This window comes from Chordicoccus furentiruminis, from assembly GCF_019355395.1.
Lineage (GTDB): Bacteria > Bacillota > Clostridia > Lachnospirales > Lachnospiraceae > Chordicoccus > Chordicoccus furentiruminis.
In genome coordinates this window covers 31,561-57,356 of sequence record NZ_CP048829.1, presented here as the reverse complement: position 1 = coordinate 57,356, position 25,796 = coordinate 31,561, and the positions used below count along the sequence as shown (strand labels likewise).

The window sequence follows — 25,796 nt, the reverse complement described above, 5'->3', positions numbered from 1 at the left end:
ACCGGCCCGGACTGCCGTTTTCCGGTTCCGGATAGAGTCTCAGGTATTCGGAGCCTTCACTTCCTTTGCCCGGATGCCGGTCCGCTCTTCGATGACGGACAGCATCGCGTTCAGAATCCGGCCGTCATCCTCCGCATAGGCGGACCGGTCGATCCGGATCGCGTCCTTCTCGCGTTTGAACCAAGTTTCCTGTCGTTTCGCGTAATGGCGGCTCTCGCGCTTGATGATCCGGACCGCTTCCTCCATTGTGAATGCCCCGTCCATGGCGGCGAGGATCTCCTTGTAGCCGATCGCCTGCATGGAGACAAAGGAGCGGTCAAGTCCCATTGCCTTCAGATAGGCGACCTCATCTGCCAGCCCTTCTTCCATCATGAAATCCACACGGCGGTCGATCCTCCTGTACAGCTCGGCCCGGTCGTCGTCGAGGAAAAAGAAGATGAGGCGGTAAGGCGTGCCCTTCTCATGCTCCGATTCGTTGTGGGCGGCGATGGAGGTACCCGTTTCATGGAAAAATTCCATCGCCCGGATGACCCGTTTGATGTTGTTCGGGTGAATGGCGGCCGCCGAGGCGGGATCCACCTCCGCGAGACGCTGGTGAAGCGCTTCGCTGCCGTGCAGGGCGGCATAGCCGGCAAGGCTTCTGCGGTACGCCTCGTCCGGCGCCGCCCGTGAAAAATCGATCTTTTTGGTCACAGCCTGAATATAGAAGCCGGTTCCGCCGCAGAGAATCGGAACATGTCCTCTTGCGTCGATCTCCCGTATTGCCTTTTCGGCCAGTTCCGCATACCGGGCCGCGTCCATCTCGTCGGTCGGATCGATCACGTCGATCAGGTGATGGGGGACGCCCATCTGCTCCTCCAGCGTCACCTTGGCGGTTCCGATATCCATATAGCGGTAAACCTGCATGGAGTCCGCCGAGACGACCTCTCCGCCGATGCGGCGTCCGATTTCACAGGCGAATCCGCTTTTTCCCGTTGCGGTGGGGCCGGCGATGACGATCAGAGGGATCTTGGTAGTTTCGTGCATGGTGCTCCTCATAGAATCCGTTTGAAGCGTTTTTCCAGATCTTCCTTTGTGAAGGTGAGGATCGTCGGCCGTCCGTGGGGGCAGTGATACGGATCCTCGCACGCCATCAGCTCATCGAGCAGAGCGGACGCCTCTGATGCGGAAAGGGTTTCGCCGCCTTTGACCGCAGCCTTGCAGGCTTCCGTTGCGACCCGCCGCACATAGGCCGGCATGTCCGAGACGGAAGGCGTCACCTCGAGCTGATCGAGAAACTGGCGGAACAGGCCGGCGCTGTCGATTCCTCCCAGCGTGTAGGGTACGGCGCGGATCGCATAGTCCCGGCCGCCGAATGGCTCGATCTCGAATCCGAGGCTGGCGAAGGCTTCGCCGTATATCTCCAGAAGACGGCTCTCCTGCGCGTCACAGGTGACGATCAGAGGCGGGGAGAGCTGCTGGGAGGCGATGGCCCGCTGCTCGTACTGCTTCATCAGACGCTCGAAGAGCACGCGCTCATGGGCGGCATGCTGATCGAACAGATACAGGCTGTCGCTGAATTCGCAGATCCAGTAGGTACGGAAAACCTGACCGACGATACGGCGGAGGGGTTTGGCTTCCTTTGAGAGAAAGGACGGCGCAAAGGTCTGCTGCACGAAGCGGCCGTCTCCGTCGGACGCTTTTCCGACCGGGTTCGTCTCATCACGGATGATGCCGGCCCCGGGATAAGCACTCTCCTGGTCCGATACAAGATGCTGCCGGAGCTTTCGTTCGTATCCGGCATCCGGACCGGACGGGGCCGGCGTCGGAGTTCCGCCTTCCGCTTCTCTTCTTACCGTTTTTTCCTCTTCTCTTCTTACCGCCTTTTCCTCGAACGCCTCAGCCGGACGCACGGAGGAAGGCGGTACCGCCGGTTTCTCCTGTCCGTTCTCCCGGACGCGGAGCAGCATCTCCGTACGGTCAAGCGTGGAGCGGACCGCGCGCCGGACCGCCTGATAGATTCGGTTTTCATCCGAGAACCGAACGTCCATCTTGGTCGGATGGACGTTGACATCCACCGCCTTCGTATCGACCTGAATCATCAGGCAGGTAAACGGATACTGATGGTTCATCAGTTTGTTCATGTAGCCGTCCTCGATGGCCTTGGCGACGATCCGGCTCTTCACATACCGTCCGTTTACATAGTAATTCTCATAGTTCCGGTTTCCGCGGGAGACGGAAGGCTTTCCGATATAGCCGCGGATGCCGATGCCGTCCTCTTCCGAATCCAGTTCCGCCAGCTCATCCACCAGACTGCGCCCGTAGATACCGAAGATCGCGTCGCGGAGACTGCCGTTGCCGGACGAAGCCAGTTTTCTCTGGCCGTTTACGAGAAAGCTGAAGGCAATCTGAGGATTGGCGAGCGTCAGCTGTTCCACAATGGCGCCAACGTGAGAGGCTTCGGTCAGCGGCGTCTTGAGGAAGCGGGCGCGGGCCGGCGTGTTATAGAACAGATCGCGGACCACAAAGGTTGTCCCGTCCGGCGCTCCGACCTCCTCCTTCAGCTTCTCCCGTCCGCCCTCGATCAGATAACGGGCGGCGGAAAGGGCGTCGGCCGTTTTCGTGATCAGCTCCACCCGGCTCACGGCGGCAATACTGGAAAGCGCCTCTCCCCGGAAGCCCAGCGTGAACAGGGATGTAAGGTCGGAGGCATCCGTGATCTTGCTGGTGGCATGACGCAGGAAGGCAAGCGGAATATCCTCCTCCGCGATGCCGCGCCCGTTGTCGGTGACACGGATCAGACGGATCCCCCCGTCCCGGATTTCGACGTTGATCCGGGTGGCTCCGGCGTCGATTGCATTCTCAACGAGTTCCTTGACCACCGAGGCCGGCCGTTCCACAACCTCGCCGGCTGCGATCTGGTCGATCGTCTTCTGGTCGAGAACATGAATCTGATTCATACGCGTTTAGGACCTCTCCCCTTCCTTCGAACCGTTTTTCCACCGGTTTTTCAGTTTGTTCTGAAGCCGGTACAGCTCGTTCAGCGCGTCGATGGGTGTCAGTGTCTGAATGTCGATCTCCCGCAGTTCCTTCAGCACATCATCGTCCGATACCGTGCTGAAGAAGGACATCTGGCCCATATCCACGTCGTCGTAGTGCACCGGCTTCGCCTTCTTTTTCTGGGAGACGGCCATTGTCTCCACAGCTCCGGTGATGTCTGCCTGAGAGAGCTGGCCGACCAGCTCGTCGGCGCGGGTCAGCACCGCTTCCGGGACGCCGGCCAGACGGGCTACCTGAATTCCGTAGCTCTTGTCCGCGCCCCCGCGGATGATCTTCCGGAGAAAGACGATGCCGTCTCCGCTCTCCCGGACTGCGATGCAGTAGTTGTTGACTCCGTCAATCTTCCCCTCCAGCTCGGTCAGCTCGTGATAGTGAGTGGCGAACAGCGTCTTTGCTCCGATCAGGCGGCGGTCGGCGATGTACTCGATGATCGCCCAGGCGAGGGCAAGGCCGTCGAAGGTGGAGGTGCCGCGGCCGATTTCGTCCAGAATCAGCAGGCTGTTGGCGGTGGCGTTTCGGAGAATGTTCGCGACCTCGGTCATCTCAACCATAAAAGTACTCTGCCCGCTCGCGAGGTCGTCCGAGGCGCCGACCCGGGTGAAGATCCGGTCCACGATGCCGATTTCGGCGGAAGAGGCGGGAACAAAGCTTCCGATCTGCGCCATCAGCACAATGAGAGCGGTCTGCCGCATGTAGGTGGACTTGCCGGCCATATTCGGACCGGTGATGATGGAGAGCCGCTTCGAGCGGTTGTCCAGCTTCGTATCGTTCGGCACGAAGCCGCTGCTTCCGGTCATCATGCGTTCTACCACCGGATGACGGCCGTCTTTGATATTAATGACACCGTCTTCCCGGATCACCGGCCTTGTGTAGCCGCTGCGCCGGGCGACAAAGGCGAAGGACTGAAGCACATCGATCTGTGCGACAATATGGGCGGTTTTCTGGATCCGGACGATGGCCTCGAGTGCAGTGCTCCGGACGCTGTCGAATATCGAGTATTCAAGTGAGTTCAGATGATCCTCGGCGCCAAGAATCCGGTTCTCCAGTTCCTTCAGCTCCTGCGTGGTGTAGCGCTCGCCGCTGACCAGTGTCTGCTTCCGGACATAGTCCGGGGGAACCTTGTCCCTGAAGGAATTGGAAACCTCGATGCAGTACCCGAAGACCCGGTTGTACTTGACCCTCAGTGTGTGGATGCCGGTGCGCTCCCTTTCTCTTGCCTCCAGATCGGCCAGCCACTGGTGGCCGTCCGTCCGTGCCTTCCGGTAGGTGTCGACCTCCTCCGAGTAGCCGTCCCGGATGATGCCTCCCTCCTTCATCGCCATCGGAGGATCGTCCGCGATGGCGTCCGTCAGCAGTTGGCAGAGATCGTCGAGCGGGTCGAATTTTTCGTCGAAGCGGGCGAACAGCGCACAGGGAAATTCCTTCAGCATCGACCGGATCGGCGGAAGCATCTGCAGCGAGCTCCGGAGGGCCACCAGATCCCTCGGATTGGCGCTCCTGAAGCTGAGCCGTCCGCAGAGCCGTTCCAGATCGTAGACCGGGCCGAGATACTCCCTGAGCTCAGCGGCGGAGATTTCGTTATTGAAGACGGCCTCGACGGCGTCGAGCCGCCCGTCGATTTCCTTCCTGTGAATCAGAGGCTGCTCGATCCATTTCCGGAGGAGGCGCGCGCCCATGGCGGTTTTCGTCCGGTCAAGCACCCAGAGAAGCGATCCCTTCTTCTCCTTCTCGCGGAGTGTCTCCGTCAGTTCCAGGTTCCGCATCGTCGCGGATCCGAGCACCATCGAGGCATTGGTGCGGTAGGAGGTGATCTGGGTGATATGGCTCAGATCCGTCTTCTGGGTCTCAAAGAGATATTTCAGAAGCGCGCCGGCCGCCGCGATGCCGCAGGGAAATTCCCGGATACCGAGCCCTTCCATCGAAGCGACATGGAAGTGGTCCCGAAGCGTCATCTCACAGGATTCATCCTCGAAATAACGGTCGTCGAGGGCATGGACCATGATGCCCAGACGTCCTTTCAGGTCCTCTGTGTCGAGGCCGGACATCAGGACCGGCTCGTTGCAGATAATCTCCGACGGCGCCAGTTTCCCGATCTCGTCCTTCAGACGGGCGAGGCTGTCCGTCTCGGTCAGGAGAAATTCACCTGTCGAGATATCCGACGTGGCGATCCCGTACCGGTCCTCCGTGCAGACGACGGACATCAGATAGTTGTTGCGTCCGGCGTCCTGAAATGACTGATCCATGTTGGTGCCCGGCGTCACGATGCGGGTCACTTCCCGCTTCACCAGTCCCTTTGCCTGCTTCGGGTCCTCTACCTGGTCGCAGAGCGCGACCTTGTATCCCTTGCTGACGAGACGGGCCACATACGAATCAACGGCATGAAAAGGCACCCCGCACATGGGGGCGCGTTCCTCAAGGCCGCAGTCCTTGCCTGTCAGCGTCAGTTCGAGTTCTCTTGAAACCAGCTTCGCATCGTCGAAGAACATCTCGAAGAAATCACCGATGCGGTACATCAGGATGCAGTCCTTATATTTTTCCTTTGTCGTCAGATATTCCTGCATCATCGGGGATAATGCCATGCAGTTTCCGTCCCGCCTTTCTTAATCCGGGCCAGGCAGCACTCTGTCTGACCCGGCGGTGTTTCCGTTTTTTCAGTGCAGGTCAGCCCGGGTCCCGAAATAGTAGAACCCGCGGCAGTCGTCAAGGACGACCGGGATGATCCGGCCGATGTCCTCTTTCGTGCCGGGCACATGAACCACGATATTCTGTGAGATCCGTCCCGTCACATAGCCCGGCTCCTTGTTTAGCTCCTCCACCAGCACGTCATGGGTTTCTCCCTGAAAGCGCGAGGAGGCCGCCTCTCCGGTTCGCTTCACGACGGCCAGAAGCCGGTCAAAGCGCTCATGCGCCACATCCTCCGGCACCTGATCCTCCATCGACGCGGCCGGGGTGCCGGTCCGTTTCGAGTAGAGGAAGGTGAAGCAGCTGTCGTATCCGACTTCCTCGACGAGGCTCAGCGTATCCCGGAAGTCCTCCTCTGTCTCTCCAGGGAAGCCGACGATGATGTCGGTCGTCAGCGAAATATCCGGGACGGCCGCCCTGATTTTTTTCACGAGCGCGAGGTAATCCTCCCGCGTATAATGCCGGTTCATGGCCCGGAGCAGCCGTGAGCTGCCGGACTGCACCGGCAGATGCAGGTGACGGCAGACCTTCGGCGTCTCCGCGATGGCTTCGATCAGTTCGTCGGAGAGATCCTTCGGATGGGAGGTCATGAAGCGGATCCGGTCGATGCCGTCGACGGCCGCCGCCTCCCGGAGCAGCCGGGCGAAGGAGAAGGGACGCTCCAGCGTCTTCCCGTATGAATTGACGTTCTGCCCCAGCAGCATGATCTCGCGGACACCGTCGCCGGCGAGCCCGCGGATCTCGCTGAGAATGTCCTCCGGCCTGCGGCTGCGTTCCCGTCCTCTCACATAGGGGACGATGCAGTAGCTGCAGAAATTGTTGCAGCCGAACATCACGTTGACGCCGGATTTGAATGGATAGGTCCGCTTTACCGGCAGGTTCTCGACAATCGCGTCGGTTCCTTCCCACAGATCGATGATCCGTTTCTTTTCCGTCAGAATCCGGTACAGCAGTTCGGGAAAGGTAAAGAGATTGTGCGTGCCGAAGATCAGATCGACGACCGGATAGCTGCGGCGGATTTTCGCGACAACCCCCGGTTCCTGCATCATGCAGCCGCAGAGCCCGACGATGAGATCCGGGCGTCTGGCCTTAAGGCCGGTGAGACGGCCGAGACGGCCGTAAACATGAAGATCGGCGTTCTCGCGGACCGTACAGGTGTTGTAGAGCACCAGGTCGGCGTCCAGCTCGTTGTCTGTGAGCTCGTATCCTACCGCGGAAAGAATACCGCGCAGCTTCTCGGAGTCGCGTGCGTTCATCTGGCACCCGAAGGTGACGACCGACGCGCGCATCGGCCGTCCGTGGGCCCTTGTGATGACTGCGAGCGCGTCATGAGCTCTGTCCATATACTCCTTCTGTCTTTCCTCCGCGCCGGAGGCGTTCGTCCTTTTTCCTTCTGTCATTTATTCCCTGATCTGGCCATTACCGTAGATGATGTATTTGTAGGTTGTCAGCGCGTCAAGCCCCATCGGGCCTCTTGCGTGAAGCTTCTGCGTGCTGATGCCGATCTCGGCTCCGAAGCCGAATTCAAATCCGTCTGTGAAGCGGGTGGAGGCGTTGACGTAGACGGCCGCCGCATCGACCTCCCGGAGAAACTGCTGCGCGTGGGCGTAGCTTCGGGTCACGATCGTCTCGGAGTGACCGGTGTTGTACCGGTTGATGTGAGCGATCGCCTCTTCGATCGAGGAGACAGTCCGGATCGAGAGAATGTAGTCGAGATACTCTTTTCCCCAGTCCTCCTCTGTCGCCGGGACAGAGCAGCGGAGATGAGAGGCGGCCTCCGGATCCGCCCGCAGCTCCACATGCTTCTCTGAAAGCCTTGCCTCCAGAGCCGGCAGGAGCGCCGGTGCGATGTCCCTGTGAACCACCAGTGATTCCTCCGCGTTGCAGACGCCGATCCGCTGCGTCTTGGCGTTGAAGATGATCCGGACAGCCATCCCGATGTCTGCGGTTTCATCGACATAGACATGACAGTTGCCGGTACCGGTCTGAATCACGGGGATCGAGCTTTCCTTCACAACGGTGCGGATGAGGCCGGCACCGCCGCGAGGGATCAGAAGATCCACATAGGAATCCATGTGCATGAACGAGACAGTCGCCTCACGGGAAGTATCCGTGATCAGTGACAGTGCGCCGTCCGTGACGCCATGGGCCTTTAGCGTGTCCTTCAGCACGCGGACGATGGCGATGTTCGAGTGAATCGCGTCGCTTCCGCCCTTCAGAATGGAGACATTCCCGGTCTTGAAGCAGAGCGCGAAGACATCCGAGGTCACGTTGGGCCGCGCCTCGTAGATCACGCCGATGACGCCGATCGGCACGGTCATCCGGCCGATCTCAAGGCCGTTCGGCCGCCTGCGCATGTCACGGACCGACCCGATGGGATCCTCGAGCTGAGCTACGGCACGCAGCCCGTCCGCCATGCCGTGAATCCGTTCCGCGGTCAGCTTCAGTCGGTCGTAGAGTCCGTCGGGCATGCCGGATTCCCGGGCTGCCCGGAGGTCCTCCCCGTTCGCCGCCAGAAGCTCCGCCGAACGGCGTTCAAGCCGGTCTGCTGCATCTCGCAAAACGGCGTTTTTCTGATCCGTTCCGAGGCCTGAGACAGCAGGCATCGCCGCCCGTGCCATCCGGCCGATCTCTTCGAGTGTCATATCAGCGCCTCCAGTCTCCGACTTATGTGCCGGATATGCATGTGATTACCGGATGATTCTCCTGTCCGTGACGATCAGATCGGGTCTCTTGTCATCCGGACCGGACGGAACCTCCGTCAGAACGGAGAAGTCGAATGCAACCGCCGCCGTCGGGTTATCCGGGTGGGCCTCGAGGTAGCGGTCGTAGAATCCTCCGCCGTAGCCGACCCTGTGCCGGTTCACGTCGAAGGCCACGCCGGGCATGATGATGAGAGCGGCATCATTCTCCTCCGTCGTCCCTCCGACCGGTTCGGGGATTCCGTGAATGCCGGGGGCAAGACAGTCAAAGGAGGTGAGAGTGATGAAGACCATGTCACGGCCCTCGCACCGCGGCACCGCGACCTTCTTTCCTTCCGCCCACGCCGCCTGAATCAGCGGGATGGTCACCACTTCGTCAGCAAGGGAGACGTAGCAGAAAATGCTGCCGGCATTCTTCCATACAGGCTCCTTCATCAGTTTCTTCCGGATGATGCCGGAACGCTGCTCCAGCATCAGCGGAGGGATGCGCCGCCGTTCGACCAGAATCTGTGACCGGATTTCCCGCTTTGTCATACGCCGCTCCTTTCGCTTTGCGGCCGCTCCGGCCGCGGATTTTTCGGATGTTTACGACGGATCTTCCCGCTTCCCGAGCAGGTCGTTGATGAGACGTGACTCATGGGGATGGGCATGGAACAGCGTACCCTCTTCCGCCCCGCCGATCAGGCGGTGAATGATACGAAAATCCTCTGCGCCCGCGATGATCATGTCCGCTCCGGCAGCGGTGGCGATATCAGCCGCCGCCAGTTTGGTGGCCATCCCCCCGGTGCCGAACCGGCTTCCGGCCGTATCCTTCGCCATCCCGCGAAGACGGTCATCGAGCACATCGACCTCTCTGATGAAAACCGCGTCCGGATTCCGCTTAGGGTCGTCCGTGTAGAGTCCGCGGATGTCGGAGAGCAGAATCAGAAGGTCCGCGTGAATCAGCGCCGTTACGATGGCCGAGAGGCGGTCATTGTCGCCGAAACGAATATCATAGGTTTCCACGGTGTCGTTCTCATTGACGATGGGGATCGCACCGAGAGCGAACAGCTCACTGAAGGTATTTCTGGCGTTCGTCCGGCTTTCGTCGCTTACGATGGTCTGCTTTGTCAGCAGAAGCTGGGCGGAGGTCTGGCTGTATTCGGAGAAGAATTTCTGATAGATCATCATCAGCTTCCCCTGACCGATCGCGGCGCACGCCTGCTTCTGCCGGAGGGAGTGAAGCTCTCCGAGTCCCATGGCGGCTCTTCCGACCGCGATGGCCCCCGATGATACGATGACGACATCCTTTCCCTGATTTCGAAGGTCAGAGACTTCTCTCACCAGAATGTCGATTTTCTGCAGGTTCAGCCGTCCGGTTTCAGGATGAACCAGCGAGCTGGATCCGACCTTGATGACGATCCGGCGGCGGTCCTTCAGATGTTCTCGAAGATGCAAAGCGATCGCTTCTCCTTTCGTTGTAGGAAATCGCAAGACAGAGCGGCTGACCGGTTACGAAAGGCCGACCTCCACCTTCGTTCCGCCGTGCTTCGCGACATTGTCCGAGCGCTGCTGCGCCATTTTGCTTAAATATGCTTCCTCGCCGGCCTTGTACTCGGACACCCAGGCGTCCATCTCCTGCTTCTGCTCCGCGATGGTGCCGGCATCCTCGACAGCGGATGCCGAAGATTCGTCCGCGCCGATCCGGCACTGATTGAGCTGGTCCTTCCGGATGACGGCGACCCATGTTTTGCCCGGGTTGAGACGCAGCACATTTCCGTCCGCTGTGCGGTAGACGACCGGAGAATAGAAGCTGTCGCGCTCCCAGGTGATATCCACCGCCTTCCCGTTTGTGATATATTTTCCCTTTCCGCTGCCGGTCGTCTCGTAGTGCTTGTAGGAGCTGTTCTGATAATTGGCCGCGTTCTGGTATTCAAGAATGATATTCTTCACATACAGCTGGCTTCCGGTTTCCAGATCCGTATGTTCATGGCCGTACTGGCTGCGGAAATAGCAGCCGTCCTCGGCGTGGTAGGTGAAGACGGGCTGATTGAACGGATAGCCGAGTGCGACATAGGAGGCGTCGCGGCCGTCCGGCGTCACGTCATCGCCGACCGCGCGGAAGGTCAGTTCCGGTAAGGAGCCGTCGCGGTATGCCGTGCGGTAGCCGAGCTCACCGATCAGGGTGTTGATTCCTTCTCCGGAAGTGTAGGCGTTGTGAGGCGCTGCGTGAGGTCCGTCCCGGTAGAAGGCATCATAGCTGTAGCTCATCAGGCCGCTGATGTTGTCCACATCGTCCGATTCGAGGTAGGGAAGCGCGTAGGCGGCCTGACCGTAATGCTCATAGATGGGATCAAGACCGGCGACGAGGCTGATGAAATAGTCCCGGCAGCTGCGGAGCGGCCCGATCTTTCCCTCCTGGTCCCACGCGCCGTCACCGAATACCGCGCAGATGCGGCTCAGGTCGGATTCGACCTCACACTCGTAGTAGACCGAGGCGCTGCTGATCCCGCTGGGCGGATCCGCGTCCTTCACATTGTCGATCATGAACGCGACCGGGCGGCGCATGCCTTCCTCCTCGGAGACATATTCACCGGTAAGACGGCTTTTCATCTGTCCGTCCGGAATCGTTTCCTCCCGGGCGGCGGCTTCCTGCCGGGCTTCACCCGAAGCGGATGAAAAAGATGACGAATCTGCAGCGCCGGCGCTGCCCACCAGTTCCTGACTGGCGGATGCGGAGACCGGTGCAAGCATGCCGGCGGCCAGAAGACCGGCCAGAAGACCGGCAGCAGCGGATTTCATTATGATCATAGACTTCTTCCCTTCCTGCCGCGCTTCCCGTCTGACGGCGGATGCGCTGCGGCACACCAGATGGCGTCGGGCTGTGCGGAGACGTCTGTTCCTGATTCCGGTCAGTCAGAGTCCCGCCCGATGCCGAGACTCTCAAGCGCCTCTTCCTGCTTCGCGAACATGATGGTTTCTTCCTCCGGCGTCATGTGATCGTAGCCGATCAGATGAAGCGTGCTGTGAGCCACAAGGAAGGCGAACTCGCGCCGGGTGCTGTGACCGTAGGCCTCAGCCTGCTCCGCTACCTTCCTGACTGAGATCAGGATGTCTCCGAGCATGAGCCGGCCTGATTCCGGATCGAAGGAGCCGGCCCGGTCCTGCTCCGCTTCACGGAAGGCGGCCGGCGAGGTGTAGGCGACCGCAGGAAAAGACAGCACGTCTGTCGTGCGGTCGACGCCCCGTGTTTCGCGGTTGATCCGGTGCATCGTCTCATCATCCACCAGTGTCAGACTGACCTCTGCGTCAAATGGGCATCCGGCCCGGCGGAGAACCTCTCCTGCCACCTCCGTCGCGACCGATTCGAAATCGAACGGCAGAACGGAGCGGAAATCCTTCCCATCATAGGTGTTCTCTGTCCATACGGTGACCATCAGGCCCTCTCCTCCCAGCGGCATGGACGGCGCGTGCGCGCACCCGTCCGCTTTCACGCTTTTCATATGATTCATAGGCTTCCACAATCTTCTGCACCAGAGGATGGCGGACCACGTCGCGATAGGTCAGCTCGGAGAATCCGATCTCATCGAGGCGGCCGAGCACGCGGGCGGCCACATCGAGCCCACTCACCGTACCGGACGGCAGATCCTTCTGTGTCCGGTCACCGGTTACGACAACCCTGGAGCCGAAGCCGATCCGTGTCAGGAACATTTTCATCTGGGAAGGCGTTGTGTTCTGCGCTTCATCCAGAATGATGAACGCATTGTCCAGCGTCCGTCCTCTCATGTAGGCAAGGGGCGCGACCTCGATCTCGCCTCTCTCCGAGTGCTTCATGAAGGCCTCCGCGCCCATGATGTCATAGAGCGCATCGTACAGAGGCCGGAGGTAAGGATCAATCTTGCTCTGCAGGTCGCCGGGAAGGAAGCCAAGTTTTTCGCCGGCCTCAATGGCGGGGCGGGTGAGGATAATCCGTGTGACCTCCTCCGCGCGGAATGCCCGGATCGCCATCGCCATCGCGAGATAGGTCTTGCCGGTTCCGGCCGGTCCGATGCCGAATGTGATCATATTGTCGCGGATGGAGTCCACATACCGCTTCTGTCCGGGCGTTTTCGGTTTGACCGGACGTCCGGCGGCTGTGTGGATGATGATGTCCTCATCCGCAGAAAGCAGAGAGGCACGTTCCTCTCCGCCCTGCGCCGTGAGCGCGTAAGTGACCTGCTGAGTGGAAATGTCGCCGCCGCGCTCCGCAAGAATCCGCAGCGTGGATAGAACCTGCATCGTCTCCGCCACATCCTCGCGGCGGCCCCGGATCTTGACGATACCGCCGCGGGGGATGATGCTGACGTGCAGTGCGTCCTCAATCTGCCGCAGATTGCGGTCAAGCTGGCCGAAAATGTTTTTTGCCTGCCCCGCGGGCAGTTCCATTTCTGATTCCGTGAGTTCTCCCAAAGAAATGTTCCCTTTCCGGACCGGTCCTTCTTCCGGGCGTAGTCCTTTCATATTCTATCACGACGAAAGGCGAAAATCCACCGGCCCGGGAAGGCAGCAGGGTTGTTTCATGAATACTGTTCCGACCCGCTTTATACTATGAATCACGTCATTTTTACATTCCCCTGCTCCGGACGGGCGGGTTTGATTCCTAGAAACGTCGCTTCCGCGACGTTTCTTCCTTATTGGGCGGGTGCGTCCGGAATATCACCCTTTTTCCCTCATGAAAAAGCGCAAAATACCCCTCTCTACCTTTACAGAGCCTTCCGGATTACCTATACTTTAATTGAGGCTCAGTATGGGTGAGAAGAAATATTTCGTGATCAGATCCGGACTATCAGCAAATATGTCCATCCTTTCAGTCATAACGCCTGGGGATATTTCTTCCTTAAAGGCTATCCTCAACACGTTATAACTGATCTTTCTGATCAGGGCCAGATTATTCCTGGATCTTTTAGCTGGTGAGCGATCTTCCCGGAATGTATCGTCCAGCACATGATGAAGACTGTTCTCTATCATCCAGTGCTGCCGTTTGATCTTTGCCATCTCATCCAGACTGAGCTCTCTGTCTGATACCACCCCGACCATCTGGACCTTTGCCGATCTCCCGTCATCAGCGTCTGCCCCTATTGTTTTTTCCCTGTTTTGTAAAAATGTCTTTTCATCTGGCGTTGTCTCCTCGCCTTTCTCATTTCTCCGGACTGGTATCCGTATCTGCCGTACACATCCGACCGTTTTTACAGATCCCCAGTCCCTCATGGTCCGTTCCAATACCGTCGGGTCATGACACACCTGGTAGTATCGATGTTCATGCCGTTCCCTGTTTTTTTCATAGTGGTCATCCTGCTCATACTTTGCGAGGAGTTCCTGGTACCGCTTTTTACAGGATCCATCTGCCTGACTGTCTTCGTAGGTCTTTCCCAGTTCCTGAAAAGTTCTGACCAGATCTTCATATGTCTCTGGATTGTTCCTTTTTACGGTCAATACATAATGACCGCCCGCCTGCACGATCTGCTCCATGATACCAGTATTGGTGCCGATCGCGTCTATAGTCACTGTACTTCCCCGGATATTCAGCAGCTTCAGTAACTTCGGTATCGCCGCGCATTCGTTTTCCTTACAATCAATGGGATATTGGCACAGTACGAGCTTCGTCTGCGCGTCGATCACATTCATGATCATAGGGGTCCGTTCGCCCCGGACCTTTGATGTTGCCCCGCGCAGCGCTTTCCCATCAATGATCAGATGCAGTCCCCGTGAGTCCAGGATCTCTCCGATCCATTCCATAAAGGCATAAAGAAACAACTCCTCGTCGATCGAAGACATCAGCCTGCTGACCGTTGATACGGATGGGACCCCGTTTTTCAATGTCATCCCTGTACGGAGAAATGATATATGGCGTTCGCACCACTCCATCGCCCTGCGATAGGATGTCTTTCCCGCCGCATATCCTATAGCCAGGCACAGCAGTATCTCCGCATGGTCGTGGCGCCGGTTCCGTTCTTTTCTTGGGTCCGGAACTGTCCGAAGGAACTCGATCAACGGCCTTACATAGCAGGCAGCCCCAACAGCTTAGCCGACCTCCAGTTCTATCCCGGCCCGTTCCAACAGGGCTTTCTGCTCGGATGTGATCCTGGAGATGACTGCCTCTTTCTCCAGATAAACTTTATATATCGTATTCAGGGAAGTGAGTTCTTCCCATTCGATCCCCGTTGCCTTGAAGATCCGCCGGATGAGAGATGACTTCTGCGCCGCGAACTGATAGCGGAATTCATCCTCATCTTTGATGACATACTCCTTTCCCAGAAATGTATTCGGAGAATCCTTTTTGATCAGGATCCGAAGGACATCTTCCCAATCATCCCCAAGAGGTTTTTTCCAATCTTCCGGGCAAAGATCCCATACTGCTTTTGAAAAACCGTATTCCTTTACCTCAATGGAACTGACAGATACTTTCCTCATGTCACTTTTGATCACTCCGTCCGGTGTGATCTTTCCGAGATAACGGTCGACCGGCTGCGGGTATTTTTTGCCAGGCACACGTTTTGAAGTACGCTTGTAAAGATAATAAGCGTCTCCTTTTTTCTTCACAGTAGTTCCTTTCGTCCGAAACTTCTGCACCCACTCTGGATAGACTTTATCCAGCTTCTGCATAATGCCTCCTTTCTGTATAGGTGGCATATACCTATACTATAAAGACATTATACCTCTACAATGCAAAAAAATCGAGGGTAGCAATTGACATGTATATCAATCGCTATCCCCGATAAAAACTGAGATGTAACCTATCTTAATTTCTCTTCATGAAACAGCCCTGGGAAGGCAGGGCGGTTACTTGTGGTAGGGTTCGTGACGAATAATGCGGAATGCACGGTAGATCTGCTCGCAGAGGATGACCCGCATCAGAGGATGCGGGAAGGTGAAGGACGAAAAGCTGAGCTGCTCGTCCGCGCGCGCCAGTACCCGCGGGTCCAGTCCCAGCGACCCGCCGATGACGAAGGTGATGCTACTCACGCCGTTCGTCATCATACCGCCAAGATGCGAAGCGAAGGCTTCCGACGTACAGGGCGTCCCGCGGATCGCGAGGGCGATGACATGGTCAGACGGGGACAGGCGGCTCAGGATGCGTCCGCCCTCCTGCGTCAGAATGGAGGCGTTTTCGCCGGCCGCGGCTCCGTCCGGCGTCTTCTCGTCGGCGACCTCCTCAATGGAGACGCGGGCGTAGCGGCTGAGCCGTTTGACATATTCGCTGACGGCGTCGCGAAAGAAACGCTCCCGTATCTTTCCGACGCAGACAATCCGGATTTTCACAGCAGACTCCTTTTCGGGCACGGATGCCCTTGCACAGGGCAAAAGGGGCCGCCGCACCGGGCGGAGATACGGCAGAAGGAGCAAACCGGGGAAACGGTTCCGCTCCCTGCCTCATCTCCGGACCACGGCACAGCGGCCCCGGATCGGCTGAAAATTGTCAGTCAGGCGTTCTTGGACCGGATGAATTCATCGATGCCGCGGGCACCTGCCTTACCGGCACCCATCGCCAGGATGACGGTCGCTGCGCCGGTGACAGCGTCGCCGCCGGCGTAGACGCCCTCTCTCGAGGTCTTTCCGCTTGTCTCATCCGCGATGATGCACTTCTTCCGGTTGACATCAAGACCCACTGTGGTGGAGGAGATCAGCGGGTTCGGAGACGTGCCGAGCGACATGATGACAGCGTCACATTCCATCTCAAACTCGGAGCCCTCGATCGGAACCGGGCGTCTTCTTCCGGATGCGTCGGGCTCGCCCAGCTCCATCCGGATGCAGCGGATTCCGCGCACATTGTCGTTATCGTCGGACAGAATCTCCACGGGATTGGTCAGGAGGTCAAAATGAATTCCCTCCTCCTTCGCATGATGGACCTCTTCCTTTCTGGCCGGAAGCTCGGCCTCGGAACGGCGGTAGACGAGATGAACCTCGGCGCCGAGCCGAAGAGCCGTTCTCGCCGCGTCCATCGCGACGTTTCCGCCGCCGACCACAACCGCTTTCTTCGGACGGTAGATCGGCGTGTCATAGTCCTCGCGGAACGCTTTCATCAGATTGTTCCGGGTGAGAAACTCATTGGCGGAGAACACGCCGTTGGACGTCTCCCCCGGGATATGCATGAACATCGGAAGTCCGGCGCCGGAGCCGATGAAGACCGCCTCGAAGCCGTCCTTTGTGAGAAGCTCGTCCACCGTTTCGGAGCGGCCGATAATCGTGTCGGTGTTGATCTTGACGCCGAGTCCCTCTACATTGGCGATTTCAGGTGCCACCACCTTGTCCTTCGGCAGACGGAACTCCGGGATGCCGTAGGAAAGCACGCCGCCGGCCTTATGAAGTGCCTCGAAGATGGTCACATCGTATCCCATCTTCGCGAGATCACCGGCACAGGTCAGACCGGCAGGACCGGCGCCGACCACGGCGACCTTATGACCGTTCTTCGGGGATGTGACCTCCGGACGGATCCCGTTCTCGCGGGCCCAGTCCGCTACGAAACGTTCCAGCTTTCCGATGGAAACCGCCTCGCCCTTGATGCCGCGGATGCATTGTCCCTCGCACTGCGTCTCCTGCGGACATACACGGCCGCAGACCGCAGGAAGGGAACTCGACTTCGAGATGATCTGGTACGCCGCCGCGTAATCCTTCTCCTTCACCTTCGCGATGAACTCATTGATATGAATATTCACCGGACAGCCCGTGATGCATTTCGCCTTCTTGCAGTTCAGGCAGCGGGAAGCCTCTTCCACCGCCTCTTCCTCTGTATAGCCGAGGCAGACCTCATCGAAATTGCAGGCCCTGACCTTCGGATCCTGTTCTCTGACAGGGACTTTCTTCAGCACATCATCCATCGTTATCCATTCCTCCGTATTTCACGTGCGCCCAGATACGCCCGTGTGCTTTTATTTCCGTTCATTCCGCGAAAAGATCAGCAGTTTCCGCAGCCGCCCTCATGGGTTTTGCCTTCCAGATACCGGGTCTTCGCCTCGCCCTCTTCGGTTCTGTACATCGCGGCGCGCTTCATGCATTCGGCCCAGTTGATCTTATGGCCGTCGAATTCCGGTCCGTCGACGCAGGCGAATTTTACCTCATCCCCGACGGTCAGACGGCATGCGCCGCACATGCCCGTTCCGTCGACCATGATCGGATTCATGGATACGATGGTCGGGATGTTGTACTTGGCAGTTGTCAGGCAGCAGAACTTCATCATGATCATCGGCCCGATGCAGACGCAGTGATTGTATTCCTTTCCTTCCGCGACCAGCTCGTCGATGACCGTGGTGACCACGCCCTTGTGCATATAGGAGCCGTCATCCGTCGTCACATAGACGTTGGCGGCGACCTTTCTCATCTCGTCTTCGTAGAAGATCAGGTCCTTCGTGCGGTAACCGATAATCACGTCGGCTCCGATGCCGCGCTCATGAAGCCATTTGACCTGAGGATAAACCGGCGCTGTTCCCACTCCGCCGCAGACGAAAAGGAATTTCTTCGACTTCAGTTCCTCCTCGCTCATGCTGCAGATTTCCGACGGACGGCCCAGCGGACCGACCACATCCTCGAAGGCATCGCCGGCTTCAAGCTCACAGAATTTCATCGTCGACACACCCACCGGCTGGAAGACGATTGTCACGGTTCCCTTCTCGGCATCGGAATCGCAGATGGTGAGCGGAATCCGCTCTCCGACCTCGTCTTTCTTGACGATCAGGAACTGGCCCGGAAGACAATGGCTGGCGATCAGCGGTGCTTCAACCACCATTTCCCAGACAACCGCGCTCAGCTGCCTTTTTAAAAGAATCCTGTACATAGTTTTTCCTCCATTCCTTCATGTTTCCTCTATATACATCACCCTGCTGCGCTTCCGGACGAGCTCCGGCGCGTCTACTCTGCTTTGCGGATGTTGTACACTGCCTTGACGGTCTTGCTTGCTACGCCTTTGCTGTTGATGCATACGGCGGCGATCCGGTTGGTCCCGGCGTCGAGCGGAATCGGTCCGGTGTACTTTGTGCTGTGGGCATCCGGCACCGAACCGTCCGTGGTATAGTAGATGGTTCCCGATGCCGAACGGATTGTAAGCGATGTTCCGTAAGGATACGTTCTGCCGTTGATCAGCGAGAAAGTAGGCGGATCAGCGAGATAGTCCGCGTATTTTTCAGTCAGCGATTCGAAGCGGCTTTGCTCAACGAGCCTTGCCACCTCCGTGTTGTCGCCCTCCTCGATCCGGATCCCGATGAGCTTCTCCCATGCACTGATCTCATCCGGTTCGCTTTCAATCAGATCCTCGAGAACAGAGAGCGCCTCGCTGATTCTGCCGCTTTCCGTGAGAATATCGGCTTTGAGGATTGCCATCTCCGTTGAGCGCGGACGCAGCTCAAGCGCCCGGCTGACAGCGGACTGCGCGGTTTTCAGGTTATGTGCCTCGTACGCATTGATGGCGGCGAGCCTCTGACCGGAGAACGTTTCCGATTCGTGAACGGTAAGATAGTAATGCATCAGGAACGTAAGACCGGCGGCGATGATCACGGTCATCGCCGTCTTGAAGAGCGCGACAAGAGGCCGCACGCGGCGCTCTGATTCAGCCGCCTCCGCCTCCCGGCGCCGCCGTTCCTCCTCGGCCCGGGCGCGCAGAAGACGTTCCCGTTCCATGCTGACGGACGTAAAATCCGGAACAAGCTGTACCTCCTTGCCGCAGCGAGGACAGTACAGCTTACCGTCGGGAATCTCGAAACCGCAGTTCGAGCATTTCATATCATTGACTCCTCATCGGCGGTGCGGACCGCCGGCTGTCTCATGAATCTTTCGGTCCGGAAAGAAGCGCACTGAATTCATCCATCGTCATCAGGATCTTCCGCGGCTTGGTTCCTTCCTCCCCTCCGACGACGCCCGCCTCGGCCAGCTGATCCATGATGCGGGCCGCACGGTTGAAGCCGATCTTGAAAGCCCGCTGGAGCATGCCGATGGATGCCTTCTCCTTCTCTATGATGAGCTGACCGGCCTCCGCGAAGAACTCATCCCGGTCATTCTCTCCTGCTGCGCCGGGTGCCGATCCGGCCGCGTTCTGCGCGATGCTGTCCTCGATCGTCTGCGAGACATCGGTTGTATTATACTCCTGATCCCGGCCTTGTGAAACCCAATATTCGACGACCTTGGAAATGTCGCCGTCCGAGACGAAGCAGCCCTGTACGCGCGCAGGCTTCGGATAGCCCTGCGGATAGAACAGCATATCGCCGTGACCCAGCAGCTTCTCCGCGCCGTTCATATCAATGATGGTGCGGCTGTCGGTTCCGGAGGCGACCGCCAGTGCGATGCGTGACGGCATATTGGCCTTGATGAGTCCGGTCACAACATTGACGGAAGGCCGCTGTGTTGCGATGATCAGATGGATTCCGGCTGCCCGAGCCAGCTGGGCAAGACGGCAGATCGCATCCTCCACCTCGGAGGATGCCACCATCATCAGATCCGCCAGCTCGTCCACGATGATCACGATCCGCGGCATCGGCGGGATGGTTTCGCCGTCAGATACGTCCCGGTTCAGCTGACGGATTCGCTCATTATAGGAATGTATGTCGCGCACACCGGGATAGGAGGCGAATTTCTTGTAACGGTTCGTCATTTCCTGCACCGCCCAGTTGAGGGCGCCGGCGGCCTTGCGGGGATCGGTGACCACCGGAATCAGCAGGTGAGGGATCCCGTCGTAGATCTTCAGTTCCACTACCTTCGGGTCGATCATCAGCATCTTCACCTCATCCGGTTTGGATTTGAAGAGAATGCTCATGATCAGCGTGTTGATGCAGACCGATTTGCCGGAGCCTGTGGCGCCGGCGATCAGCAGATGCGGCATCTTCTCGATATCAGCCACGACGGGCCTCCCTCCGATGTCCTTGCCGACGGCGAACGCCAGATGGGCGCGGCTCTGCGTAAATTCCGGCGATTCGATGATCTCCCTCAGCATCACGGGCGACGGCTCCTTGTTCGGAACCTCGATCCCTACGGCCGCTTTTCCGGGAATCGGCGCCTCAATGCGGATTTCCGCGGCGGCCAGATTCAGCTTGATGTCGTCCTGAAGACTGAGAATCCGGCTGACCTTCACGCCCTGCTCCGGCTGAAGCTCGTAACGCGTGACGGTGGGACCCCGGCTTACGCCCTGGAGCCGGACATTGACGCCGAAGTCACGGAGCGTCTGCTGAAGCTTCTGCGCGGTCGTCATCAGAGCCCGTTCGGAGTCCTGCTTCGCGGCGCGGCCCCTGGTCAGGAGGGAGACAGGCGGAAGGGTGAATGCCTTTTTCTCAGTCTCGCCCCTGCTGATTTCGCCCTGAATTGTCCGGATATCCTCCGCGCCCGGATCGGTCTTCTTCTTCCGGGAGGAAGCTGTGCCGTCACCGGCCGTTTCTTTCGTGGAAACGGTACGTTCCGTTTCCGCGCGGGAAGACGGGACAGCCTGTCTTTCCGGCGCCGCGGCGGACGGAGAGTCAGCGGAAAAGGCACCCTCCATTCCGCTCGTCTGCGAAGAAGAACGGACGGAACGGGCTGTCTCCGGGTCTTCCGTTCCGGCGGGCGGCTGCATTTCCACGTCTTCCGGGAGCGGAGCCACTCCCATATCCGCGAAGAGATCGCGGGAGTCATCGGCGAAGAGTGCGTCCGCCTCTCCGGAAAGTTCCTGCTTTTCCGGTTTCTTTTTCAAAAAGGACGGCATCTCATATTTTTCTACCGGTACAGGCCCTTTGGCGGGAGGCGTCAGGGTCACATAATCGAGCGGACTGGTTCCCGATCCCGGAACCGTCCGGCGGGATTTTCCGCTGCTTCGGAACGGTTCGTCCGGCGGCTTTTTTTCCGCTCTCGCCGCTTTCGCACGGCGGGCGATCCGGGCTTTTTCCTCACGCGCCCATTCATCCCGCTCGGCTTCACGGGCGAGGCGGTTCTCGCTGCGCCGCGCTGCGCTCTTTTCCCTCGCGCGGACGGCCGCCTGTCGTCCTTTTGTGCCGAGCTCACTCAGGAGCGGCTGCTGTGTGAGAATGACGGAAGCGATGACGATGCCGCAGATCGTGAGCACATAGGCTCCGATGAGGCCGAAAAACCAGAAAAAGCACCACGCGATGACGCCTCCTGTGATGCCGCCTCCGGTACGCTCCGAGGCGGAGATCCGGTAGAAATCAGCGAACGGCATATCGCGGCTGATCTTCACCGTCATCAGCTCAAGAAAAGCGGCGAGAAACAAAAACAGCAGGATCAGCCCCAGCATGTTCCGGAAAATCCGGGGATTGCCGCGATTGGCGACATAGAAAGCGCAGCCGAAAAAAAGCACAAAGGGAAAAACATAGGCCATCAGCCCGAATACTCCGAAAAGAGCGTCGCTCATCACCGCTCCGAACCGCCCGATGATGCCGGCGTTGGCCAGCGCAAGAAGCACGGATAACGCAAGAACGAGGCAGAGGCGGATTTCCATACGGATCCGTCTTGCCTCCTTTGCGGCTGCGCTGGCCGCCTTCGAACGTGCGGTACGCTTTCCGGCGCCTGTGCGCCTTGCCGGCGCCCGACGCGCCGTTTTCTTTCTGGATGACGTTTTCTTCCTGCTGGAAGATGCCATGAAATCTCCTTCCCTGTATGGCCGCCTTTTACGATCCGAGCTGCCCGGATATGACGCGCCGTCCGTCAGACATGAGCGAGAAGTATCCCTGCCAGACCGATTATCAGGCAGTACCAGGCCGTATTCTGAAAGCGTGCGCGCTGCATGCGGCGGAGAAGCCGGCCGATCACAAGGATGCCGGTCAGCGCCGCGAAGAGGAATCCGAGAAGGCAGAGCCCGATCGCGTGCGGCGTCAGAATGCCGGCCCGGATGCTGTCAGCCAGCTCGTACACAAACGCGGCCGGAACCACGGCAGTCTGAAGCAGATAGGCGAAACGGATCGCGTTCTTCCGGTTCATGCCCGAGAAAATGCACGCGCAGATCACGACGCCTGTAACGGAGATTCCAGGAAACAGCGCACATCCCGCGGCAAGTCCGATCGGGATCGCGTACGCCACAGGCAGATCGCGGGGCACCGTCTCCCCCGGAGCGACTCTGTCTGTCACCATCAGCACAATCCCCGAGATAAGAAAACCTACACCTGTTCCGAAGAGAGAATAGGAAACCTGCCAGACAAAGCGGTCCAGCGCCAGTCCCATCAGCACAACCGTAAGGAGCGCCGCAAGCAGCATCAGCACAAGGTGGCGGTAATTTGTCCGCGTGACCGCCGGCTTCGGCGGGACATCCGGCTGCTGCCCGCCGGCCGCTTTCGCCGCCTTCCGGAATGACCGCACATCGGCGATCAGGCCAAACGCCGCTTTCCGAAGGCGCCGGATATCCTTCCTGAAGGACAGCAGCACGGCCAGCCACGTTCCCATGTGCACAAAAACATGGAACGTGAGAGCCGGCGCAGAAAAACCGCTCAGACGTTCCAGAATGACCAGGTGACCGGTGGAGCTCACCGGGAAAAACTCGGACAGCCCCTGCACGACACCCAGAAGAATCGAAATCAGAAAATCCATGTCCGCCCTCTCAGCCTTGGGAATTGCCGTGGTCTGTCATACCGGCGGAGCCGGTTTTTCATTCCTCTCCGTCCCAGTTATGATAGACGTCCTGAACATCGTCGCTCTCATCGAGGAGATCGAGGATTCTCTCCAGTGAGCCGCGGTCCGCCGGATCCGTGAGGGAGACATAATTCTGGGGGATCATGGTCACCTCGGCGGAAGCCATCGGGATCTTCTGCTCTTCCAGCGCTTTGCGCACTTCCTCGAAGGACGCGGGATCCGTGATGATCTCATAGCTGTCGCCGTCATCCTTGAAATCTTCCGCTCCGGCATCCAGCGCCGCCATCATGAGGTCGTCGGCTTCCATCTCGCACTCTTCCTTGTCGATGATGATCTGACCCTTCTCGTCAAACATGAACGAGACGCTGCCGCTGGTGCCGAGATTGCCGTTGCCCTTGGAAAAAGCGGCGCGTACATCCGCGGCGGTCCGGTTCTTGTTGTCCGTCAGCGCCTTCACGATGATCGCCACACCGCCCGGGCCGTAGCCCTCATAGGTCAGCGTCTCGTAATTGGCGCCGTTGGTGTCTCCGGCCGCCTTCTTGATTCCGCGCTCGATCGTATCGTTCGGAACGTTGTTCGCCTTCGCCTTCGCGATGACCGCGGCCAGCTTGAAGTTATTGGCCGGATCCGGTCCGCCCTCCTTCACCGCCACGGCGATTTCACGGCCGATGATCGTGAAGATCTTTCCCTTGGCCGCGTCGTTCTTTTCCTTCTTGTGCTTGATGTTCGCGAATTTTGAGTGTCCCGACATAATTCAGTTCTCCTTCCTGGCTGCGGCGGGCTGTCTCTCCGCCCTTACTTTTCTGATTGTGTGGTGATCGACTTTCAGAATATGAAACAGAAACTTCTTCCCGGCTACCGTATGATCCGCCTCTGTGGGAATATGTCCCAGAAGGGCGGTCAGATAACCGTTCAGCGTCTCGTATTCCTCTCCGCTGAAATCGCACTTCAGAACCTCACCGGCCCGTTCAAGCGGCGTCATTCCGTCCATGATGATGCTGTCGTCAAAGCTCCGCTGAATGAAATGGTCATCCGTATCATACTCATCAAGAATATTGCCGACGATTTCCTCCAGGATATCCTCCATGGCGACCAGACCGGAGGTCTGGCCGTATTCGTCGACCACAATGACGATCTGAACCTTCTTGCTGCGCATGTACTGGAAGATGCTGTCGATCGGACGGCTTTCCGGAATGACGGACACCTCGCGGATCAGCTTGGGAATATCCTCGATGGCAATGGTCCGGTTTTCCGGCGAACGGATATACTTGTTCATCAGATCGCGGAACGTCACGACCCCGAGAATCGTGTCGATGTTTCCCTGGTAGACGGGAAAGCGGGAATTGGAGAAATCCAGCACTCTTCTCACCGCCTCCTCAAGCGTGAGGCTTCCGTCAAGAGCCCGGATATCGCTCCGCCGGGTCATGATATCTCTGGCGTCCGTGTCGCCGAAAGAGAGAATATTCTCGATCATATCGGCTTCGTCCTGTTCGAGATCGCCTTTTTCGTGGGCCTCGTCGACGACAGACATGATTTCCTCATCGGCATCGTTTTCGGCATCGGACCGGTGCTTTTTTTTGAACATATCAAAATTTACCATACTCATTTGAAATAATCAACCTGTTCCATCACCGTCCCGTCGAGGATGTAGCTGCGCGGAACCCGCTTCGTGATCAGCGAGACGAACTCGTAGTTAAAGCGGCCGCTGATCCGTCCGAGCTGTTCCGCGGTGATTCGTTCCTCTCCCTGAGTGCCGAGAAGGACCGCCTCATCGCCGACGGATGCGTCCGGAATCCCGGTGACGTCCACCATGAACTGGTCCATGCAGACCCGGCCCGTGATGGGAGCCCGGCGGCCGCGGATCAGGACCCAGCCTCTCCCGGAAAGCTGCCTCGGATAACCGTCCGCATAGCCGACCGGGACGGTCGCGATCCGGGTGGGGCCCTGTGTGACATACGTCCCGCCGTAGCTGACCGGGCTTCCCTTCGGCAGCGTCTTCACGAATGTCAGATGACTCTTCAGCGTCATGGCCGGCATGAGACCGGTCATCTCCGACGCCACATCATCGGAGGGCATCAGCCCGTAAATCGTGATGCCGGCACGAACCAGATCAAGGTTCGCCTCCTGAAACCGCATGATCCCGGCGCTGTTGCTCACATGGCAGAGGGGAATCCGTACGCCGCGGGCGTCCAGCATGGAGCGGAAGGTGCGGTAACGGGCAAGCTGCTCTTTCGCCGGCGCGATATCCGGCTCGTCCGCCCGCGCAAAGTGAGTGAACAGTCCTTCGATCTCAAGATCCGGGAGCAGCGAAATCTCACGGACGATGTCCGCGGATTCTTCAGTCGGCTGGAATCCGATCCGTCCCATACCTGTGTCCACGGCGATATGGACGCGCACCTGGTGTCCCAGCATGCCGGCCCGGTGCGAAAGAGCCCTGGCCGATTCCAGATCGAAGACACAGGGACGGATATCATAATCGATGAGATCCTCGTAGGATTCCGGAAAGGCGTATCCCAGCAGGATAATGGGCTTTCGGATTCCGTTGTAGCGCAGCTGCATCGCCTCTTCAGGCGTCGCGCAGGCGAATCCCCAGATATAAGGAAGCTCATGAATACGGCGGGCAATCTGAACAGCCCCGTGGCCGTAGCAGTCCGCCTTGACCACTGCGATGATGCGTGTTCCGGGCTTCAGCTTTGATGCCATCAGGGCGAAATTGTGATCAATGGCGTTATAGCTGATCTCAGCGACAACTCTGCTGTATTTTTTCATTTTACGGATGCCTCCTGTTGTTCCGTCATTCCGCATGCTCCGTTCTTTTCCTTCTGT

21 protein-coding genes are annotated in these 25,796 nt (G+C 58.5%); all 21 read right to left on the bottom strand.

The window, feature by feature from the left end:
* Positions 1-39 precede the first annotated feature (39 nt).
* Positions 40-1,026 carry a tRNA (adenosine(37)-N6)-dimethylallyltransferase MiaA gene (miaA, locus tag G4C92_RS00260; RefSeq protein WP_274940635.1) on the bottom strand — a complete coding sequence of 329 codons (987 nt, stop codon included), beginning with the start codon at positions 1,024-1,026 and terminating at the stop codon, positions 40-42.
* Between the two features lie 8 nt (positions 1,027-1,034).
* On the bottom strand, positions 1,035-2,939 hold the full coding sequence (gene mutL / locus G4C92_RS00255) for a DNA mismatch repair endonuclease MutL (protein WP_274940634.1): 1,905 nt from the start codon (positions 2,937-2,939) through the stop codon (positions 1,035-1,037).
* A 6-nt stretch (positions 2,940-2,945) separates the two neighbouring features.
* Positions 2,946-5,618, bottom strand: a complete 2,673-nt coding sequence (gene mutS, locus G4C92_RS00250; protein ID WP_274940633.1) for a DNA mismatch repair protein MutS — start codon at positions 5,616-5,618, stop codon at positions 2,946-2,948.
* A 72-nt stretch (positions 5,619-5,690) separates the two neighbouring features.
* Positions 5,691-7,121 (bottom strand): tRNA (N6-isopentenyl adenosine(37)-C2)-methylthiotransferase MiaB, encoded by a 1,431-nt coding sequence (miaB, locus tag G4C92_RS00245; protein ID WP_334299933.1) that lies wholly within the window; start codon positions 7,119-7,121, stop codon positions 5,691-5,693.
* The gene (locus G4C92_RS00240) at positions 7,122-8,366 is read right to left on the bottom strand and encodes a glutamate-5-semialdehyde dehydrogenase (RefSeq protein WP_274940631.1); all 1,245 of its coding nucleotides are present in this window, start codon (positions 8,364-8,366) and stop codon (positions 7,122-7,124) included. It abuts the gene before it with no gap.
* A gap of 45 nt (positions 8,367-8,411) precedes the next feature.
* The gene (locus G4C92_RS00235) at positions 8,412-8,957 is read right to left on the bottom strand and encodes a 5-formyltetrahydrofolate cyclo-ligase (RefSeq protein WP_274940630.1); all 546 of its coding nucleotides are present in this window, start codon (positions 8,955-8,957) and stop codon (positions 8,412-8,414) included.
* A 51-nt stretch (positions 8,958-9,008) separates the two neighbouring features.
* Positions 9,009-9,860 carry a glutamate 5-kinase gene (gene proB / locus G4C92_RS00230; protein WP_274940629.1) on the bottom strand — a complete coding sequence of 284 codons (852 nt, stop codon included), beginning with the start codon at positions 9,858-9,860 and terminating at the stop codon, positions 9,009-9,011.
* 54 nt (positions 9,861-9,914) lie between these two features.
* Positions 9,915-11,213, bottom strand: a complete 1,299-nt coding sequence (locus G4C92_RS00225) for a DUF3048 domain-containing protein (RefSeq protein WP_274940628.1) — start codon at positions 11,211-11,213, stop codon at positions 9,915-9,917.
* Positions 11,214-11,314: 101 nt separating this feature from the next.
* Positions 11,315-11,839 (bottom strand): rRNA maturation RNase YbeY, encoded by a 525-nt coding sequence (gene ybeY, locus G4C92_RS00220; protein WP_274940627.1) that lies wholly within the window; start codon positions 11,837-11,839, stop codon positions 11,315-11,317.
* A complete protein-coding gene (locus G4C92_RS00215; RefSeq protein ID WP_408611783.1) occupies positions 11,808-12,827 on the bottom strand; it encodes a PhoH family protein in 1,020 nt (339 codons plus the stop codon). Before G4C92_RS00215 ends, ybeY begins: the two co-directional genes overlap by 32 nt.
* Positions 12,828-13,172: 345 nt before the next feature.
* A complete protein-coding gene (locus G4C92_RS00210; protein WP_274939364.1) occupies positions 13,173-14,432 on the bottom strand; it encodes an ISAs1 family transposase in 1,260 nt (419 codons plus the stop codon).
* A 30-nt stretch (positions 14,433-14,462) separates the two neighbouring features.
* Positions 14,463-15,044, bottom strand: coding sequence for a hypothetical protein (locus G4C92_RS00205; protein ID WP_274939363.1), 582 nt, complete (start codon positions 15,042-15,044; stop codon positions 14,463-14,465).
* A gap of 177 nt (positions 15,045-15,221) precedes the next feature.
* A complete protein-coding gene (gene rlmH, locus G4C92_RS00200; protein ID WP_274940625.1) occupies positions 15,222-15,701 on the bottom strand; it encodes a 23S rRNA (pseudouridine(1915)-N(3))-methyltransferase RlmH in 480 nt (159 codons plus the stop codon).
* A gap of 161 nt (positions 15,702-15,862) precedes the next feature.
* Positions 15,863-17,257 (bottom strand): NADPH-dependent glutamate synthase, encoded by a 1,395-nt coding sequence (gene gltA / locus G4C92_RS00195; protein WP_274940624.1) that lies wholly within the window; start codon positions 17,255-17,257, stop codon positions 15,863-15,865.
* 77 nt (positions 17,258-17,334) lie between these two features.
* The gene (locus G4C92_RS00190; protein WP_274940623.1) at positions 17,335-18,210 is read right to left on the bottom strand and encodes a sulfide/dihydroorotate dehydrogenase-like FAD/NAD-binding protein; all 876 of its coding nucleotides are present in this window, start codon (positions 18,208-18,210) and stop codon (positions 17,335-17,337) included.
* A 74-nt stretch (positions 18,211-18,284) separates the two neighbouring features.
* Positions 18,285-19,151, bottom strand: coding sequence for an FN3 associated domain-containing protein (locus tag G4C92_RS00185; protein ID WP_274940622.1), 867 nt, complete (start codon positions 19,149-19,151; stop codon positions 18,285-18,287).
* Between the two features lie 40 nt (positions 19,152-19,191).
* Positions 19,192-21,987, bottom strand: coding sequence for an FtsK/SpoIIIE family DNA translocase (locus tag G4C92_RS00180; protein WP_274940621.1), 2,796 nt, complete (start codon positions 21,985-21,987; stop codon positions 19,192-19,194).
* Between the two features lie 65 nt (positions 21,988-22,052).
* Positions 22,053-22,928 (bottom strand): undecaprenyl-diphosphate phosphatase, encoded by an 876-nt coding sequence (locus tag G4C92_RS00175; RefSeq protein WP_274940620.1) that lies wholly within the window; start codon positions 22,926-22,928, stop codon positions 22,053-22,055.
* 58 nt (positions 22,929-22,986) lie between these two features.
* Positions 22,987-23,721, bottom strand: coding sequence for a YebC/PmpR family DNA-binding transcriptional regulator (locus G4C92_RS00170; RefSeq protein WP_274940619.1), 735 nt, complete (start codon positions 23,719-23,721; stop codon positions 22,987-22,989).
* 3 nt (positions 23,722-23,724) lie between these two features.
* Positions 23,725-24,576: a hemolysin family protein gene (locus tag G4C92_RS00165; RefSeq protein WP_274940618.1), complete on the bottom strand. Its 852-nt coding sequence runs from the start codon at positions 24,574-24,576 to the stop codon at positions 23,725-23,727.
* Positions 24,573-25,739 (bottom strand): alanine racemase, encoded by a 1,167-nt coding sequence (gene alr, locus G4C92_RS00160; protein ID WP_274940617.1) that lies wholly within the window; start codon positions 25,737-25,739, stop codon positions 24,573-24,575. Before alr ends, G4C92_RS00165 begins: the two co-directional genes overlap by 4 nt.
* Positions 25,740-25,796 lie beyond the last annotated feature (57 nt).

What these genes read in the sequence shown, in the direction of transcription:
- G4C92_RS00240 (WP_274940631.1), bottom strand. Translation starts at nt 8,366, where the DNA reads ATGACACTCGAAGAGATCGGCCGGATGGCACGGGCGGCGATGCCTGCT.
- G4C92_RS00165 (WP_274940618.1), bottom strand. Translation starts at nt 24,576, where the DNA reads ATGAGTATGGTAAATTTTGATATGTTCAAAAAAAAGCACCGGTCCGAT.
- miaB (WP_334299933.1), bottom strand. Translation starts at nt 7,121, where the DNA reads ATGACAGAAGGAAAAAGGACGAACGCCTCCGGCGCGGAGGAAAGACAG.
- G4C92_RS00215 (WP_408611783.1), bottom strand. Translation starts at nt 12,827, where the DNA reads ATGGAACTGCCCGCGGGGCAGGCAAAAAACATTTTCGGCCAGCTTGAC.
- G4C92_RS00235 (WP_274940630.1), bottom strand. Translation starts at nt 8,957, where the DNA reads ATGACAAAGCGGGAAATCCGGTCACAGATTCTGGTCGAACGGCGGCGC.
- ybeY (WP_274940627.1), bottom strand. Translation starts at nt 11,839, where the DNA reads ATGGTCACCGTATGGACAGAGAACACCTATGATGGGAAGGATTTCCGC.
- mutS (WP_274940633.1), bottom strand. Translation starts at nt 5,618, where the DNA reads ATGGCATTATCCCCGATGATGCAGGAATATCTGACGACAAAGGAAAAA.
- gltA (WP_274940624.1), bottom strand. Translation starts at nt 17,257, where the DNA reads ATGGATGATGTGCTGAAGAAAGTCCCTGTCAGAGAACAGGATCCGAAG.
- G4C92_RS00170 (WP_274940619.1), bottom strand. Translation starts at nt 23,721, where the DNA reads ATGTCGGGACACTCAAAATTCGCGAACATCAAGCACAAGAAGGAAAAG.
- alr (WP_274940617.1), bottom strand. Translation starts at nt 25,739, where the DNA reads ATGAAAAAATACAGCAGAGTTGTCGCTGAGATCAGCTATAACGCCATT.
- miaA (WP_274940635.1), bottom strand. Translation starts at nt 1,026, where the DNA reads ATGCACGAAACTACCAAGATCCCTCTGATCGTCATCGCCGGCCCCACC.
- G4C92_RS00175 (WP_274940620.1), bottom strand. Translation starts at nt 22,928, where the DNA reads ATGGATTTTCTGATTTCGATTCTTCTGGGTGTCGTGCAGGGGCTGTCC.
- G4C92_RS00185 (WP_274940622.1), bottom strand. Translation starts at nt 19,151, where the DNA reads ATGAAATGCTCGAACTGCGGTTTCGAGATTCCCGACGGTAAGCTGTAC.
- G4C92_RS00190 (WP_274940623.1), bottom strand. Translation starts at nt 18,210, where the DNA reads ATGTACAGGATTCTTTTAAAAAGGCAGCTGAGCGCGGTTGTCTGGGAA.
- G4C92_RS00225 (WP_274940628.1), bottom strand. Translation starts at nt 11,213, where the DNA reads ATGATCATAATGAAATCCGCTGCTGCCGGTCTTCTGGCCGGTCTTCTG.
- mutL (WP_274940634.1), bottom strand. Translation starts at nt 2,939, where the DNA reads ATGAATCAGATTCATGTTCTCGACCAGAAGACGATCGACCAGATCGCA.
- G4C92_RS00180 (WP_274940621.1), bottom strand. Translation starts at nt 21,987, where the DNA reads ATGGCATCTTCCAGCAGGAAGAAAACGTCATCCAGAAAGAAAACGGCG.
- G4C92_RS00205 (WP_274939363.1), bottom strand. Translation starts at nt 15,044, where the DNA reads ATGCAGAAGCTGGATAAAGTCTATCCAGAGTGGGTGCAGAAGTTTCGG.